Origin of the sequence: Micromonospora sp. LOL_025 (assembly GCF_048060285.1) — a bacterium.
Taxonomy (GTDB): domain Bacteria; phylum Actinomycetota; class Actinomycetes; order Mycobacteriales; family Micromonosporaceae; genus Micromonospora.
The window spans coordinates 1-15792 of record NZ_JBHMIR010000032.1; the positions used below are offsets into that span (position 1 = coordinate 1).

At 72.4% G+C, this 15792-nt stretch carries 14 protein-coding genes; 4 read left to right on the top strand and 10 right to left on the bottom strand.

All coding sequences use genetic code 11. The annotated features are described in order from the left end of the window. Nucleotides 1–263 precede the first annotated feature (263 nt). Nucleotides 264–1496, bottom strand: coding sequence for a cytochrome P450 family protein (locus ACFHW0_RS26990; protein ID WP_416612021.1), 1233 nt, complete (start codon nt 1494–1496; stop codon nt 264–266). 240 nt (nt 1497–1736) lie between these two features. Here ACFHW0_RS26990 and ACFHW0_RS26995 point away from each other — a divergent pair, with 240 nt between their 5' ends. Genes ACFHW0_RS26995 through ACFHW0_RS27005 form a run of 3 tightly spaced genes read left to right on the top strand, consistent with a single transcriptional unit; the run spans nt 1737 to nt 3586 of the window. Further along, the gene (locus ACFHW0_RS26995; protein ID WP_416612023.1) at nt 1737–2600 is read left to right on the top strand and encodes a 3-hydroxybutyryl-CoA dehydrogenase; all 864 of its coding nucleotides are present in this window, start codon (nt 1737–1739) and stop codon (nt 2598–2600) included. Beyond that, entirely contained in the window at nt 2597–3094 is a 498-nt protein-coding gene (locus tag ACFHW0_RS27000) for a YbaK/EbsC family protein (RefSeq protein ID WP_416612025.1), read from the top strand. The genes ACFHW0_RS26995 and ACFHW0_RS27000 overlap by 4 nt, the downstream gene beginning before the upstream one ends. Nucleotides 3095–3097: 3 nt before the next feature. Next, the gene (locus ACFHW0_RS27005; RefSeq protein ID WP_416612027.1) at nt 3098–3586 is read left to right on the top strand and encodes a pyridoxamine 5'-phosphate oxidase family protein; all 489 of its coding nucleotides are present in this window, start codon (nt 3098–3100) and stop codon (nt 3584–3586) included. Between the two features lie 28 nt (nt 3587–3614). Here ACFHW0_RS27005 and ACFHW0_RS27010 read toward each other — a convergent pair whose 3' ends face one another. From ACFHW0_RS27010 to ACFHW0_RS27040, 7 genes are all read right to left on the bottom strand, one after another. Beyond that, a complete protein-coding gene (locus ACFHW0_RS27010) occupies nt 3615–4247 on the bottom strand; it encodes a transcriptional regulator (RefSeq protein ID WP_121396277.1) in 633 nt (210 codons plus the stop codon). Nucleotides 4248–4250: 3 nt separating this feature from the next. Further along, a complete protein-coding gene (locus tag ACFHW0_RS27015) occupies nt 4251–5975 on the bottom strand; it encodes an acyl-CoA dehydrogenase family protein (RefSeq protein ID WP_416612029.1) in 1725 nt (574 codons plus the stop codon). A gap of 101 nt (nt 5976–6076) precedes the next feature. Next, complete coding sequence (locus ACFHW0_RS27020; RefSeq protein WP_416612031.1) at nt 6077–7126, bottom strand: methyltransferase; 1050 nt, start codon at nt 7124–7126, stop codon at nt 6077–6079. Beyond that, the gene (locus tag ACFHW0_RS27025; protein WP_416612033.1) at nt 7123–7866 is read right to left on the bottom strand and encodes an N-acetyltransferase; all 744 of its coding nucleotides are present in this window, start codon (nt 7864–7866) and stop codon (nt 7123–7125) included. Before ACFHW0_RS27025 ends, ACFHW0_RS27020 begins: the two co-directional genes overlap by 4 nt. A gap of 17 nt (nt 7867–7883) precedes the next feature. Further along, nucleotides 7884–8642, bottom strand: a complete 759-nt coding sequence (locus ACFHW0_RS27030) for a leucyl/phenylalanyl-tRNA--protein transferase (RefSeq protein ID WP_416612035.1) — start codon at nt 8640–8642, stop codon at nt 7884–7886. Further along, the gene (locus ACFHW0_RS27035) at nt 8642–11656 is read right to left on the bottom strand and encodes an amino acid adenylation domain-containing protein (protein WP_416612037.1); all 3015 of its coding nucleotides are present in this window, start codon (nt 11654–11656) and stop codon (nt 8642–8644) included. Before ACFHW0_RS27035 ends, ACFHW0_RS27030 begins: the two co-directional genes overlap by 1 nt. Nucleotides 11657–11901: 245 nt before the next feature. Further along, a complete protein-coding gene (locus tag ACFHW0_RS27040) occupies nt 11902–12768 on the bottom strand; it encodes a LuxR C-terminal-related transcriptional regulator (RefSeq protein WP_416612039.1) in 867 nt (288 codons plus the stop codon). Nucleotides 12769–12946: 178 nt separating this feature from the next. Here ACFHW0_RS27040 and ACFHW0_RS27045 point away from each other — a divergent pair, with 178 nt between their 5' ends. Beyond that, nucleotides 12947–13876 (top strand): isopenicillin N synthase family dioxygenase, encoded by a 930-nt coding sequence (locus tag ACFHW0_RS27045; RefSeq protein ID WP_416612040.1) that lies wholly within the window; start codon nt 12947–12949, stop codon nt 13874–13876. A 93-nt stretch (nt 13877–13969) separates the two neighbouring features. Here ACFHW0_RS27045 and ispH read toward each other — a convergent pair whose 3' ends face one another. Further along, nucleotides 13970–14914: a 4-hydroxy-3-methylbut-2-enyl diphosphate reductase gene (gene ispH, locus ACFHW0_RS27050; protein ID WP_416612042.1), complete on the bottom strand. Its 945-nt coding sequence runs from the start codon at nt 14912–14914 to the stop codon at nt 13970–13972. 219 nt (nt 14915–15133) lie between these two features. Beyond that, a complete protein-coding gene (locus ACFHW0_RS27055) occupies nt 15134–15718 on the bottom strand; it encodes a TetR/AcrR family transcriptional regulator (protein WP_416612043.1) in 585 nt (194 codons plus the stop codon). Between the last annotated feature and the right edge of the window lie 74 nt (nt 15719–15792).

A 15792-nucleotide genomic window follows, 5' to 3' on the forward strand; every position in this document is an offset into this window, starting at 1 on the left:
CTCGGCCTCGAACCCGGCCGCAGCCTCCAAGAACTCCAACAACGCATCCTCGAACACGACGCCAAAATCCAGATCCCCGCACTCACCCACTAACCACCACCACACCAGCCACGATCGCCCGCCGGCACCGCGCCGACGCCCCCGGGACGCGACCAGGCGCAGCGGCTCCCGACGGTCGGCGCGACCGGGGGGTGCCACTGCGCCTGATGCGGGTCCGCACCGCCGCCCGATCCGCGAGCCGGGCCGGGCGGCGCGCTGTCCGCCTACCGGTGGTTCAGCAGCACCGGCAGCGACGCCACGTCGTTCGCCATGAACGAGCGCAGCGGCTGGATCTCGTCCGGCGGCACGGCCAGCGCGAGGCGCGGGAAGCGCGCGAACAGTGCCGGCACCGCGACGGCCGCCTCCAGTCGGGCCAGGCGGGCGCCGGGGCAGAAGTGCGGGCCCGCCCCGAACGCGAGGTGCTCCTTGTTCTCCCGGTCGATGTCGAACACGCCCGGGTTGTCGTGGACGGCCGGGTCGCGGCCGTGCGCCAGGTAGCTGATGAGGATGGCGTCGCCCGCCCGGATGACGACCCCCTCACCGAGGTCGATGTCCTCCTTCGCCCAGCGCATCGGCAGTGCCGCCACCGGGCAGTGCGCCCGCAGCGCCTCCTCGATCGCGTCCGGCCAGCGGGCCGGGTCGGCCAGCAGGGTCGCCAGCTGGTTTGGGTTGGCGAGCAGCTCGCGGACCGTGTGGTCGATCAGCGTCACGGTCGTCTGGCTGCCGCCGCCGATGAGCAGCAGCAGCATGTCGACCAGCTCCTGCTCGCTGAGCGGCTCCTCGCCCTCCACCCGGGCCGCCATCAGGAAGCTCGTCAGGTCGTCGGACGGCTCGCGGCGCTTGAGGTCGATCAGCGTACGCATGGCGACGTTCATGTCGACGTAGACCGCGGCCGACTCCTCCTCCGGCACGTTGTCGGTGTTCAGCACCACCCGCAGGATGCGCAGCACCTCGGGCCGCAGGTCGTCCGGCACCCCGAAGAGGTCGCAGATCATCCTGGTCGGCAACTGCTGGGAGTAGGTGGTGTGCAGGTCGACCGGCTCGTCCGACGGGCGCGTGGCCAGGTCGTCGAGCAGCCGCCCGGCGATGAGTTCCAGGTGCGGGCGCATCGCGTCGATCCGCTTCGGGGTCAGCGCCGGCGCCACGAGCTGCCGTAGGCGCTGGTGCTCGCGGCCCTCCGCCGTGGACATCGACTCGACGTCCACCCACGGCGACAGCCACTTGATCTCACCGGGGGTGTAGCTGGGCACGTTCTTCTTGACGTTGCGGGAGACCCCGGGGTGGGTCAGCAGGCGCCGGACCACGTCGCCGCGGGTGATCGACCATGCCAACATGCCTTCCGGCAGCTCGACGGCCACTGCGGGGCCGGCCGCGCGCAACTCGTCGATCTGCGCGTACAGGCACTTGCCGCCGCGACTGTCGATCTGGGTGGTGGGGGCAGCGCTGAAGTCGACCATAGTGCGCCTCCTACGATGGTGAGTGAACGCAGAAAAAGGTAACTGTCGATCGGGAACTGTCGGGTAACCGCTTTCTCGCACCCGCCACGAATTCGGCTGGACAAAGGCGCAGATCATTGCGTCGGGCCCGCGTACCAACCTATCGTCCTTTCACGACACGTGTCAGGGAGCGGCGATCCCGCCCTACTCACCGAATTCCGCGGCAACCCCATTTGTTAACGCGTGTGCGGAGGCAGAAACATGGACAGGATTCGCCGGGTCGGCGTCGTCGGGTGCGGGGTCATGGGCGCCGGGATCGCCGAGACGTGCGCGAGGGCCGGGTTGGACGTGCTCGTCGCGGTGTCGCGGCCGGCCTCCGTCGTACCGGGCCGGGCGCGGCTGACCGCGTCGTTGGACCGCGCGGTGGGCCGGGGCAAGCTGAGCGAGGCGGAGCGGGACGCGACGCTGGGCCGGGTGTCCTTCACCGCCGACCTGACGGACTTCGCCGACCGGCAGCTGGTCATCGAGGCCGCGTCGGAGCAGGAGTCGATCAAGCTCGACGTGTTCGCCACCCTCGACAAGGTCGTCGAGGACGAGGACGCCATCCTCGGCTCGAACACGTCCTCCCTGCCGATCGTGAAGCTGGGTGGCGTCACCGCCAGGCCCGAGCAGGTGGTGGGCATCCACTTCTTCAACCCCGCGCCGGTACTCCCCCTCGTGGAGGTCGTCGGCTCGGTGCGTACGGACGCGCGGACCGTCGAGACCGTCGACGCGTTCGTCACCGAGGTGCTCGGCAAGCAGGTCGTCCGTGCCAAGGACCGCGCGGGCTTCGTGGTGAACGCGCTGCTGATCCCGTACCTGCTCTCCGCCGTCCGGATGGTGGAGTCCGGGATGGCGTCGGTGGCCGACATCGACAAGGCCATGACGCTCGGCTGCGCGCACCCGATGGGCCCGCTGCGCCTCGTCGACCTGATCGGGCTCGACATCGTGGCCGCCATCAGCGAGTCGCTGTACCGGGAGTTCCGGGAGCCGCACTACTCGCCGCCGCCGCTGCTCGCCCGCATGGTGGCCGGCGGCATGCTCGGCAAGAAGTGCGGCCGGGGCTTCTACGAGTACGGGCGATGAACACGTACGAGAGGCTGACCAGGCTGCTGGAGTCCCAGGGCGCGCGGTTCCGCCTCATCCCGCACGAACCGCAGGGGGTCACCTCTCCCGCCAGCCGGCTGCGTGGTCACCCGCTGTCCCAGGCGGCCAAGTGCATCGTCGCGCGGGTCAAGCTCGGCAAGAAGGTGAACCGCTTCGTGCTGGCCGTCGTGCCCGGCGACCGCCTGGTCGCGCTCGACGCGTTGCGGCAGATGTGGGACGGCACCTACGTGTCGTTCGCGACCAGGGAGACGGCCGAGGAGCTGTCCGGCTGCGTCAGCGGCACGATCGTCCCGTTCAGCTTCCGCGACGACCTGGAACTGGTGGTGGACCCCCGGCTGCTCGACGAGCCGGAGATCTACTTCAACGCCGCCCGGCTCGACGTGTCGATCGCCCTGGACACGCGCGACTACGTACGCCTGGCCGGGCCGAGGATCGCGTACATCGCCGGATCGTCCCTCGCGGAGGTGGGCTGAACCATGGACCTCGTCGACCGGCTGCACCGCGTCGTCGCCGACGCGAAGTACCTGTCCCTGTCCACCGTCTCCCCCGACCGCCGGCCGTGGACGGCGGTGTTGCAGTACGCGTGGCTGCCCGACCCGCTGCGCTTCCTGTTCGGCTCCGCGACGCAGTCCCGGCACAGCCGGCACGTGGCGGCCCGCCCGACGGTGAGCGGGGCGCTCTTCGTCACCGGCGACGGCGGGCTCACCGAGGTCGACGGCGCCCAGTTCACCGGCACCTGCCGGGAGCTGACCGCCGACGAGGTACGCGCCCACCACGGCACGTTCTACGACGCCCTGCTGCCGGACGAGACCAGCAGGGCCGAGTACACCCTGCCCGTGTCGGCGCTGCTGCCGCCGGCGGAGCACCGCATCTACCAGATCTCGGTGGACCGCGTGTGGCTCGTCGACACCAGCACCTGGATCGAGGACCGGATCGACCGCCGGATCGAGGTGGACCTGCCCTGAGCGGGGCGGGTCCACCCCGGTCCCGGGGTCACTCGGCCATCGTCGCCCAGAACACCGCCTCGTAGGCGTGCACCATCCGCGCCGCGCGCAGGGCCTCCACCGGGTCGTCACCCGCCGAGAGGCCGGCCGACACCACCCCGGCCGCCTGCTCCAGCACCTCGTCCGGCGTCTCGGCGAAGTAGCGGAAGTGCGCGACCGCCTCGTCGGGGAACCCGTACCGCGCCTGGAGGGCGTCGGCCACCCGGGCGTAGAAGCCGCCCGACTCCTCGACGTTGACCAGCAGGGCCAGCGGGATCGCCGAGCGCGGCCCGAACACGGCGGTCCGGACGATGAAGGCGGGGTACGCCTGGGCCAGCGGACGCGGCTCGTGCGCCCGCAGCTCCTTCTCCCCCAGGCCCACCGCGGCGGCGAAGGCCGGCAGCAGGCCCAGCGCCTCCTCCTCGGCGCCCGCCATCGCCAGGAACAGCGGCTCGGGGAAGCGGGCCGCCAGGAACGCGAAGCTGCTCCGGTCGCTGGACACCAGGTGGTACAGCTCGCCGGCCAGGGCGCGCAGCCGGTCGACCGGCACCTCACCGCGTTCCAGCAGCTCCAGGAACCGGTTGGGCGCCAGCTCCAGCGACCGCCGGCCCTGTGCCACCAGCTCTGCCACGTGCTCGTCCACTAGTCACCTCCGAATCGTGCGGTGCAGGTTCGGGCCGCTCGCCGGTCCCGGTGCGGGCTCGGCAATCCACGGCCCCTCGATGGACGCGTCGAGCACGCCCTCTTCCAACCAGGTGAAGCTGCCGCCCAGCACCCGCCGGGCGACCGCGACGTCGTCGCCGTCGGTGTTGTCCCCCAGCCGACGGCGGAGCTCCGCGACCCGCTGGCGGGACTGTCGGCAGAACGCGTCGGCCAGCTCGATCGCGGTGCCGCCGAGCGCTCTGGCGTACACGCAGGCGGCGGTCATCGCGTACAGCTCGGCGGCGACGTCCACGACGCGGCCGAGGAAGAGCTGCCGCTGGGCGACCGCCTCGCCCCACCGCTCCCGGCCGTCGGCGAGGTGCCGGGCCAGCTCGGCGCTCGTCGCGTCGGCGAACGACAGGTGCCCGGCCAGGTCGCCGAAGCCGGGCGGCGGCGTGAACGGCGTCGACCGGTCGGCCGGGCCCTGTTCGTCCGCCAGCGCGTCGGTCCCGACGAACACCCGCAGCGCCTCGCTGGAGCCGTCGAAGATCCGACCGATGCGCAGGTCCCGGAAGAGCTGCTCGACGGGGACGCCGCGCTCACCGCGCGCGGCGGCCGACTCCGCGGTCTCGTACCCGCGACCGCCCCGGATCTGCATGAGCTCGTCGACGATCCGCCACGCCTGCTCCGACGCGAACAGCTTCGCCAGCTCGGCCTCCGTGTGCGTGTCCAGCACGCCGGCGTCGGCGTGCCGGCCGGACACCTCGACCATGGCCTCCAGGGCGAAGGCGGTCGCCGCGATGTAGGCGATCTTGGCCCCCACCGCCTCGTGCTCGCCGATCGGCCGGTCCCACTGCACGCGGACGCCCGACCACTCGCGGGCGATCCTGAGGCTCCACTTGGCGGCGGCGGCGCAGACGGCGGGCATGGAGAGCCGGCCGGTGTCCTGCGCGGCGAGCGCCACCTGGAGCCCCTCCCCCTCCGGCCCGATCCGGCGGCTCGCGGGCACCACGACGTCGTGCAGCCGCACGACCCCGTTCTCCAGGCCGCGCAGGCCCAGGAAGGAGCTGCGGTGCTCCACGGTGACCCCGGGCGCGTCGGCCTCCACCACGAACGCGGACATGCCTCCCGGGCCGCTATCGGAGGGCGGGACCAGGGCCATCACCACGATCAGGTGGGCGATGGTGCCGTTGGTCGTCCACAGCTTCACCCCGTCGAGGCGGTAGCCGCCGTCTCCCGTGGGGGTGGCCGTGGTCCGCATCCGGAAGGGGTCGTTGCCGATGTCCGGCTCGGTGAGGGCGAAGGCGGAGATCTCGCGTACGCACCTCGGCAGCAGCTCACGCTTCTGCGCGTCGGTGCCGAACAGCCGCAGCGGCTGGATGAGGCCGATCGCCTGGTGCGCGGCGAGCAGCTCACCGAGCGAGGAGTGCGCGGTACTGACGATCATCAGCGCCCGGTGGTAGCAGACCCCCGACAGGCCGAGCCCGCCGTACTCCCCGGGGAGCTTGATGGCGAACGCGCCGAGGTCGCGCAGGCCGTCGACCACCTCGTCGGGGATCCGGTCCTCGCGCTCGATGAGCCGGCCGTCCACCTTGTCGGTGCAGAACGCGCGCAGCCGCGCGAGGAACGCCTCGGCGTCGGCGTCGAGCCCGGCGTCGGGCAGTGGGTCGAGCAGGTCGACCCGCAGCCTGCCGCGCAGGAGTTCGCTGCCGAAACTCGGTCTGGACATCGTTGCCTCCCCGTTGCGCGGGTGGGTCTGGATCGGGACACGGGCCGGGCCACGTTCGACTCGCGTGAGCGGGTGCGCCCGTGGCCCGGTACTCGACGTGGTCAGCTCGCCGGAACGGCCTTGATCAGGGAGAGCGGCCCGGCGGCGCCGTGTCCGCACCACTCGACGGTGAAGCCGGTGTCGGCGAGCAGGGCGCGGAACTCGCTCTCGGTGCGCTCCCGGCCGCCCGCCGTCACCAGCATGTTGATGTCCGTGTAGAACATCACCGGGTTGTCGGTGTTGGCGGTGTCCGGCAGCACCGAGCCGACGATCAGCAGCGTCGCGTCGGCGGGCATGTGCGCGCGCACCGTGCTCAGCAGCTTCCGGGCGTTCTCGTCGTTCCAGTCCTGGAAGACGCTCTTGATGATGTACAGCTCGCCGCCCCCGGGGACCGACGAGAAGAAGTCGCCCGCCACGATCTCGCAGCGCTCGGACACCCCGGCCGTGGCGAGCACGCCGGCGGCCTCGGCGACGCCCGCGGCGCTGTCGAAGCACACCCCGGTCAGGTGCTCGTGGGTGCCGAGGATCGCGGCGAGCAGCGTGCCGTCGCCGCCGCCGACGTCCACGACCGTACGGACGCCGGAGAAGTCGTACCCGTTGGCGACGAGCTGGGCGGACACCCTCGACTCCTGCCCCATCGCCACGTTGAACAGCGCGGACAGCTCGGGGTGCTCGGCGAGGTGCTCGTAGGCGTTCCGGCCGTGCACGTGGTCGAAGGCGCACTCACCGGTCTCGATGGTGTGCCGCACCTGCTGCCAGGACGAGAACAGCGTGGGGTTGGTGAAGAACCGGGTGAACGCCCACAGCGAGTTCGGCGAGTCGGTGCGCAGCTGCTCGCCCACCTCCGTCAGCCGGAACTCGCCCGGCGTCGGCTCGGCCAGCAGGCCGACCGCCACGAGGGTCCGCAGCAGCCGGTGCAGCGACGGCGCGTGGGTGCCGGTCGCCTCGGCGAGCTGCGCGCTCGTGACGAGGCCGTCGTGGATGTGGTCGGCGAGCTTCAGCTCGGCGGCGAGCGCGAGCGACTGCGAGGCCATGTACCCGCCGATGATCTCGATCAGCGCGGCACGGTTGCGGATCTTGGAGGCCAGGGTGGCCGGGACGGTGCTGGTCATGAGGCATGCCTTTCCGCGAGGGAGTGTCGGACCCACACGTTGGGTTCGACGTAGACGGCGTGGTCGTGGTCGACGTTCACCTCGACCGGGGTCAGGGCACCCGGCACGACGACCGGTCCGCTGGTGTCGAAGGGCAGCCCGGTCCAGGCGCGCCACTGCGCGAGGCTGCCGGAGATCGTCATGGAGGCCGGGCAGACGTCGAGGACCTCACCGCCCGCCCGGACGTGGACGCGCAGCCACGGGTCGGCCGGCAGCCCGTCTTCGCGGGTGCGGGCGGCGTACCCGGTCATCGGCTCGTGCGGCTCGGCGTGCTTGCCGCTGGGCCGGACGGGCCCGACGACGTCGCGGTAGCCGTGCCGGCGGGCGTTGTCCTTGACCGCCGCCAGGACGCGCCCCGACATGTTCCGGGCCTGCATGCCCGGCACCACGGCGATCTCCAGCGCGCACAGCGCCGTGAGCTCGCGGCCGGCGGAGGTGTCGAGCATGCTCATCCCCAGCACCGCGTCCCAGCCGGTGTCGGGCAGGCTCGCCGGGTCGCCGTCCCACGCGAACGGCACGGCGGCCGCGCGGGCCACCACCGTGTCGTCGGATTCGACGACGACGAGCTGGTGCTCCGGGTACCGGTCGAAGGCCCAGCCGATCACCATCGGCTCGGGCGGGATGTACTCGGGCCACGAGGCCTCCATGTGGAGCATCGCGTCCCGCAGGTCCGGTCGCTCGGCGAGGGTCAACACGCGCACGGGGTCACCTCCGTCGGTCAGGCGGCCAGGCTGCGCGCGGGCAGCGGGTCCGCGGGCATGGCGCAGTGGTCGTCGGCGTGCCTGCGCAGCAGCGCCAGGTATTCGGCACGGGGCACCGCGACCGCGCCGATGAGCTTCGCGTGGTCGCCGTCGTGCTGGACGTCGACCGCCACGCCGCCGCTCTCCGCGACGCGCCGCACCAGGCACGCGACCGCGACCTTCGCGGCGCCGCTGCGCAGGGCGAACTGGGAGTCGGCGCTGAACACGCCACCGACCCGTACGCCGAACGTGCCGCCGACCAGTTCGTCGCCCTCCCACACCTCGACGCTGTGGGCGTGCCCCGCCGTGTGCAGCTCGCGCAGCGCCGACACGAGCCGGTCGGTCAGCCACCGGGGCTCGCGGCCCACGCGGCAGTGCTGCACCACCCGGTCGAAGCAGACGTCGAGCGTCGTCGTCCACTCGACCTTGTTGCGCAGCTGCCGCCGCAGGCTGCGCTGGATGCGGGCCCGGTCGACGTGGATCACCGGGCGCGGGTCGGGCGAGCACCAGGCGACGGCGTACGGGTCGGCGCTTCCGTCGAGCACCGCGATCCGACCGGCGGCGACGTCCGCCTCGTAGGTGAACTCGCTGACGATCTTCCGCTCCTCGGTGTCGGCCGGGAACGGGAACAGCCCGTGCCGGTAGGCGCCGAGCAGGGTCGCCGCGGACAGGTCGTCGCCGAACGCGACCGGACCCTCGGTGGGGGCGTGGGTGAGGTCGAGCGTCTCCCAGCCCATCACGCGGCCCGCAGGAACTCGGTGCGGGTCAGGTAGCCGATGTAGCGGTCGAGCATCTCCGCGTCCACCGTGGGGATCTCGATGCCGCTGCCGCGCAACGCGTGCTCCACGTTGGTGCGGGAGAAGACGGGGAACGTCGTCTCCAGGTACATCTCCGCGACGCTCATCTGGCCCGTCGCGCAGCGGTCGATGAACAGCGGCGCGAAGGGGGTCATCGGATGGTCGGGCTGTTCGACCGCGACCCGCACCATCTCGTCGAGCCACTCGGCCCAGGACACCTCGCGGATGTCGTGCCCGTGGGCCCGCAGGCGCTCGACCAGCACCGAGATGTTGACCTTCCCGGGGTTGGTGAGGTGGTAGACCTCGCCGGCGGGCCGGGACGACCTGGCGATGTGCGCGACCGCGGCGGCGAACACGTCCACCGGCGTGTAGTCCAGCGGCAGCTCCGCGACCGGGGCGGTGCCGGTGTCCACCACGAACTTCTTCATCGCGCACATCTCCGTGGCGATGTTCCACGCGCCGTTGACCCGGTCGCCGGAGATGTCGGCGGCCCGGTAGATCGCCACCGGCAGCCCCCGCTCGGCAGCCCGGTGCAGCAGCGCCTCGGCCACCCACTTGCTCTCCACGTACCCGACGGAGAGGTGGTCGGCGTACGCCAGGGGGGTGTCCTCGTCGACGTGCCGGACGCCGGCGGTGCCGAAGCCCGCGACGACGGCCATGGTCGACGTGTAGTGGACCGGGACGTTGCGGTGCCGCGCGGCCATCCGGATGATCTCGCGGGTGCCGTCGACGTTCGCCGGCCGCATGTGCGAGTACGGGTAGATGAAGTTGACGGCCCCGCCGGGGTGATGGATGACGTCGACCGTGCGCGCCAGCTCGTCGAAGGCCGCCTCGGAGAGGCCGAGCCCGGGTGCCGCGAGATCGCCGGGGACGGCGACGATCCGGCCCGCCGCCTGGTGGCCGGCGAGGTCCTCGCCGAAGTAGTGCCGCGCGTTGGCCTGGATGCGGGCCAGGCCCTGCTCCGGCCCGTCGGCGCGCACGAGGCAGTGCACCACCGCGTCCGTGCTGGTCAGCAGCTCCCGCAGCAGGTAGATGCCCAGGAAGCCGGTGGCCCCGGTGAGGAACACGTGGCGGGGGTCCTGCCAGCGCGGCTCGTCGGGCACGTCGCGCCGGATCTCCACGTCCAGCTCCGTCTCGGCGGCGAAGTCCACCCGCCTGCGGGTGTCGTCGCCGGCGAGCGTGCCTTCCCGGGCCTCGCGCACCGCCCGCGCCAGGCCGCGCGGCGTCGCGTCCTCCAGCAGCAGCCGGATCAGCGGACGTACCTGGGTGATGAGCACGCCGAAGGAGCCGCGGATCTTCGCGAGCAGCTCGGCGGCGAGGATCGAGTTGCCGCCCTGCGCGAAGAAGTTGTCGTCCGGCAGCACCCGGGGCACGCCGAGCACCTGCCCCCACAGCCGGGTCACGCCGCGCTCCACCAGGTCGACGGGCATGTCGTCGCCGCTCTCCGACGCGACCGCCGTGGCCCGCGGCGCGGGCAGCGCGGCCAGGTCGACCTTGCCGTTGGTCTTCAGCGGCAGCTCGTCGAGGGCGACGAACGCCGTCGGCACCATGTAGGCGGGCAGGTGGCGGCCGACGAACTCGCGCAGCTCCGCGACGTCCAGGGGCCGTGGGCCGGTGTGGTACGCGACCAGGCGCCGCTGGCCGTCGTGCTCGTACGTGGTGACGGCGACCGTGTCGACGCCGTCGTGCGCCGCCAGTGCCGCCTCGATCTCGCCGGGCTCCACCCGGAAGCCACGGATCTTGACCTGCCGGTCGATGCGCCCGACCACCTCGAGGTTACCCTCGGCGGTCCAGGCGCCCAGGTCACCGGTCCGGTACATCCGCGCGCCGGGCTCGGACGCGAACGGGTCCGCGCGGAAGCGGCCGGCGTCGTCCTCGGTCAGGTAGCCGCGCGCCACGCCGCGACCGCCGATGTGGATCTCGCCGCGCTCGCCGGGTCCGACCGGCCGGTCGTGCTCGTCGAGGACGTACACGACGGTGCCGGGCAGCGGCCGGCCGACCGGGGCCGTGCCGCGGGCGGGCAGCACGTCGGCGGTCAGGTCCATCAGGCAGGAGGTGATCGTGGTCTCGGTGAGCCCGTAGGCGTTGACCAGCCGCACCCCGGGCATCAGGTCCAGCGCCGTGCGGCAGTCCTCCGCGTTGACCGCCTCGCCGCCCACGATGACCATCCGGACCGGCAGGTCACGGGCCCCCGCGCCGGCCTCGGCGAGGAAGCGGCGCCAGTACGCGGGGGTCAGGTCCATCACGGTGACCCCGTGGTGGCGCAGCCGCTCCGGCAGCTCGCTGGGCGCCCAGCTCAGCTCGGGCAGCACCAGCGTCGCCCCGCCGAGCAGCGCGACCGTGATCTGCTCGATGGAGGTGTCGAAGGAGAGCGCGCCGAACTGCAACACCCGGTCGTCGGGGGTGACGCCGTAGCGGCCGGTCAGTTCCCCGCACAGGTAGCTCAGCGACTCGTGGTTGACCACGACGCCCTTCGGCGTACCCGTGGAGCCCGACGTGTAGATGATGTAGGCGGCGTCCCCGCCGCCCACCGCCACGGACGGGGCGGTCGCGGCGCCGTCCGCGGCGCTCGCGGTGAGCGCCCTGACCGGCAGGTCGGCGAACCGCGCCACGTCACGCCCGTGGGTGATGACGGTGGTGCAGTCGGTCTCCTTCACGAACGCCTCGACGCGGCTGTCCGGCAGCCCCGGATCCACGGGCAGGTAGGCCGCGCCCGCCTTCCAGATGGCGAGCAGGCCGACGATGGCGTCGATGGAGCGTTCCAGGTGGACCATGACCACGGAGTCCGCGCCGACGCCCCCGTCGACGAGGTGGCGGGCCAGGCCGTTGGCCCGGCGCTCCAGGTCCGCGTAGCTGATGTGCGCGTCGCCCTGCACGACCGCGGTCCGGTCGGGCTGCGACGCCGCACGGACGGCGATGAGTTCGTGGACACGCGGTTGCGTACGGATGTTCATGTTTTCCCTCGGGTGTGAGCACGGTCGTACCCGTGGATTTACCTGCCGCTGACCCAACGAAATTCGATATGGGCGACACTACTGCCTGGCGGCGGTTCCCCCGACTACCAGAATGAGCACGGCACCCGAATTGACACTACTCATCAGGGTAGTCCTTTGGACGCGGTTGACCCTTCGTCAAATTGAGCGTGAACGGCGCCGGAAAACGTAATGTGGCAGTGGTGTCCGGAAGGTCCGGACCGTCCCTACGCCGCGGAGGAGACCGGCACGTGGCGGACGAGTTCCGCCCGCGAGGAGATGCCCAGCCGGCGGAACAGGCCGCGCAGGTGGTAGTTGACCGTGTGCGGCGACAGCCGCACCCGGGTCGCGATCTGCCGGTTGGTCATGCCCTCGGCGACGAGTCGCGCGATGGCCCGCTCGACGCCGCTGAACGACTCCCACGCGCCGCCGGCGTCCGGACGGTGCTCCCGGGCGGCCGGCGCGGAGCGCAGCCCGATCCTGCGCCGCAGGTCGGCGGGGGCCACGGGCTCGGCCGCCAGGTCGGCGGCGCGGGACGCACCGGTCACGGCCCGGCGCCGGCGCAGGCGGTCGCGGTCGGCGCGAAGCGCCTGCCGCACGGCGGGCGGCAGGGCGTCGAGCACCGCCCACCACACCAGTTCGTGCCGGAAGGCGAGGTCGTCGCCCACCCAGTCGAGCAGTCCGGCGTCGAGCAGCGCGTCCAGGTCGGGCAGCATCTGGGCGGTGTTCCGCCCGGTCATCGCCGCCAGCTCCGCCAGCTGGCAGGAGCGGCCGAGCACGGCGGCCACCCGCAGCAGCTGCCAGGATCCGGTGGGCGCGCCGCGCAGCGTGGCGCGGATCAGCTCCTGGACCCGCCGCGGCGTCCGCGCCCGGCCGGGCCCGTCGGTGACGCCCTCGACACGGATTCCCTCGCGCAGGGCGGCCAGCAGCAGCGGGTCCCCCTGTGCGGCGGCGACGAGCAGGCGCACGGCCGGCTCCGTTACGACACCCGGCGGGTCGGCGACGAGCCGACCCACGGCCTCCCCGGAGAGCGGGCGGCCCGCGTCGGCGAGCGTCCCGACCATCTGCGACAACTGCTCGTCCTCGTACGCCACAACACAATCGTGCACGTGAATGTCTGCCGGTCTCAACATTGCCTTACCGCCAGGTACGTCGAGCAATTACCCGCACGTGGGGGAAGCGGGGCCGCAGCGGCTTCCCGGCGGGTGACCCGGGATTGCTTCGATCAATGTAATGACGTCGCGAGAGAGGCGGGCAGTTGTGGAACCCGTTGTGGTCCAGGATTTCGTACCGGCGATCGACCTGTCGGGCCGCACCACCGCCGAGGGGCGCGCGGCCATCGCGGCAGCCATCGGCAAGGCGTGCGAGGGTTCGGGGTTCTTCACCGTCGTGGGGCACGGCGTGCCCCGGGACCTGGTGAACCGCATGTACACCACCACCAAGACCTTCTTCACCCGACCGGAGGAGGAGAAGGACCGGAGCGCGAACCGCGGTTCCGGAGTGTCGGGGCTGCGCCGCCCGGGCGGCCCGTACGAGGCGTTCGCCGCGCACGTGACGGGCGACCTGAGCGACGAGGAGCGCGCCCGGCTGGGCACGCACCCGGCCACCTGGAAGGCGGCGAACATCTGGCCGGACGACGACTTCAAGGCGGTCTGGTACGAGTACATCGCCGCCATGACCGAGCTGTCGGCGGACATCATGCGGCTGTTCGCGCTCGCGCTCGGGCTGCCGGAGGACTTCTTCGACAGCAAGTTCGACGAGCACGTGTCCCTGATCATCGCCAACTACTACTACCCGACGCCCGAAGACGGCGTGCTGCGGCGGGAGATGCACACCGACTGGGGCAGCCTGACGGTGCTCTACGTGGAGGACGAGCTGGGCGGGCTCCAGGTGCGGCGCGGCGACGACGACTGGCTGGACGTGCCCGCCATCCCCGGCAGCTTCGTCGTGAACATCGGCGACCTGATGGCGTTCTGGACCGGCGGCCGGTGGGCGTCGACCGTGCACCGGGTGGTCAACCCGGAGGGGACGGACGCGCCGTCGCGCGTCTCCATCCCCTTCTTCTACCTGCCCAACCACGACACCACGGTCGAGCCGATGCGCCCGCTGGCCCAGGAGAGCGCCGAGGCCGGGCTCGACCGGGTGACCGTCGGGGAGTGGTTCTCGCACAAGATGCAGTCGACGTACCAGGCTTCCGCGTAGCGGGCTCCCCGCCCCGCCGGACCGCCCCGCACGCGCGGTCCGGCGGGGCGGCGGCGCGCCGGTGCGGCAACCCGACACGGGCGCGGCCCGACGTCAGAGGGAACGCACCGCGCCCGGCATGGTGAACTCGATGGTCTCGCGGGCGACCTCGCGCTCCACCACGGTCACCGGGCCGTGCGCCCGCAGCGCCTCGACCACCCCCTCGACCAGGCGCGGCGGGGCGGACGCGCCCGCGGTGACCCCGACCGTGGTGACACCCGCCAGCCACTCCGGCAGGATCTCCGCCGCGTCCTCGATGAGGTGGGCCGGTCGGCCCGCGCGGCGGGCCAGCTCGACGAGTCGTTGCGTGTTCGCCGAGTTGGTCGAGCCGACCACGAGCACGAGGTCGGACTCCTCGGCGACCGTACGCAACGCCGCCTGCCGGTTGGTCGAGGCGTAGCAGATGTCGGCCGAGGACGGCCCGCGCAGCGCCGGGAACCGTCGGCGCAGCACGTCGAGCACCTCGGCGGTCTCGTCCACGGCCAGCGTGGTCTGGGTCAGGTACGACACCCGGTCCGGATCGGGCACCTCGACCGTGCGCGCGTCCTCCAGCGACTGCACGAGGAGCATCCGGTCCGGCGCCTCGCCCAGGGTGCCCTCGGTCTCCTCGTGCCCCGCGTGCCCGACGAGCAGGACGGTGTCCCCACGGTCGGCGTAGCGGCGCGCCTCCGTGTGCACCTTCGCCACCAGCGGGCACGTCGCGTCGAACACCTCCAGGCCGAGCCGGGCGGCCTCGGCGCGCACCACGGGCGACACCCCGTGCGCCGAGAACACCACCGTCGCGCCGGCGGGCACCTCGTCGAGTTCCTCGACGAACACGGCGCCGCGCGACTCCAGGTCGGCGACGACGTGCGCGTTGTGGACGATCTGTTTGCGGACGTACACCGGGCTGCCCCGGCTGGCGAGCGCACGCTCGACGATCTCGATCGCACGCTCGACACCGGCGCAGAACGCACGCGGTGCCGCGAGCAGTACCGTTACGGACTCGGCTACGGACATCGCGCACTCCTTCCCACGCATCTCCGCAGTATCGAGCCGCGACCTCGCAATCCGGTGGGGTTCTGGTGGAGCACCAGGGACGACGTCCCGCGCCGACCGCGCCGGGGCCGCCGATGGTGGCGGGGCCGCCGATGGTGGCGGGCCCGCGCCGTCGGACCGCGACGATACGACGGGTGCCGCCGCTGACGCCAGCGCCCGCCCGCCGCGCCGACGTGTCCGCTATCCGTCGACCCGGTAGGCGGCGAGGACCGTCTCGGAGATGAGGCGGGGGGCGTCCGCCCGGTCCACCTGCCCGCTGGCCACGTCGACGGCGGCGCCCTTCATGATGTGGTGCAGGACGCTGGTCAGCCAACTGGCCGGAAGGTCGGCCCGGAACACCCCCTCGTCCTGACCCCGGCGGATCAGCTGGTCGACGCGCCGCGCCGGCTCGGCGTGCAGCTCGTGCACGCGTTCGGGCGGCAGCGACGCCTGCGCCGCCTCCAGGACGGCACTCGACTGGGCGATCAGCAGCCAGCTCGACCGGATCAGGACGCGCAGCGCGTCGCGCGGATCGCCGGTCAGGTCGAGACCCGCCAGGAGTTCCTCCCCCTCGGCCAGCACCCGGGTCAGCGCGGCCTCCACCAGCGCGTCCCGGGAGGGGAAGTGACCGTAGAGGGTCACCCGGCCCACCCGCGCGGCCTGCGCGATCTCGCTGACGCTCGCGTCGGGGTCACGGCTCAGGCAGGTCACCGCCGCCTCCAGGATCCTCTCCACGTTCTGCTGGGCGTCGGCCCGGCGGGTCGGCTTGGCGAGTGGGCGAGTCATGGAACTTCCCCTAAGTCGAACAGTCGTGCATGAGTTAACGTATCTCCGTAACTTGAACACTACCGTTCAACTTG

Excerpts from the sequence above, each read along its gene's own strand:
- ACFHW0_RS27015 (WP_416612029.1), bottom strand. The coding sequence starts at position 5,975 with ATGTCCAGACCGAGTTTCGGCAGCGAACTCCTGCGCGGCAGGCTGCGG.
- ACFHW0_RS27005 (WP_416612027.1), top strand. The coding sequence starts at position 3,098 with ATGGACCTCGTCGACCGGCTGCACCGCGTCGTCGCCGACGCGAAGTAC.
- ACFHW0_RS27035 (WP_416612037.1), bottom strand. The coding sequence starts at position 11,656 with ATGAACATCCGTACGCAACCGCGTGTCCACGAACTCATCGCCGTCCGT.
- ispH (WP_416612042.1), bottom strand. The coding sequence starts at position 14,914 with ATGTCCGTAGCCGAGTCCGTAACGGTACTGCTCGCGGCACCGCGTGCG.
- ACFHW0_RS27030 (WP_416612035.1), bottom strand. The coding sequence starts at position 8,642 with ATGGGCTGGGAGACGCTCGACCTCACCCACGCCCCCACCGAGGGTCCG.
- ACFHW0_RS27000 (WP_416612025.1), top strand. The coding sequence starts at position 2,597 with ATGAACACGTACGAGAGGCTGACCAGGCTGCTGGAGTCCCAGGGCGCG.
- ACFHW0_RS27055 (WP_416612043.1), bottom strand. The coding sequence starts at position 15,718 with ATGACTCGCCCACTCGCCAAGCCGACCCGCCGGGCCGACGCCCAGCAG.
- ACFHW0_RS27020 (WP_416612031.1), bottom strand. The coding sequence starts at position 7,126 with ATGACCAGCACCGTCCCGGCCACCCTGGCCTCCAAGATCCGCAACCGT.
- ACFHW0_RS26995 (WP_416612023.1), top strand. The coding sequence starts at position 1,737 with ATGGACAGGATTCGCCGGGTCGGCGTCGTCGGGTGCGGGGTCATGGGC.
- ACFHW0_RS26990 (WP_416612021.1), bottom strand. The coding sequence starts at position 1,496 with ATGGTCGACTTCAGCGCTGCCCCCACCACCCAGATCGACAGTCGCGGC.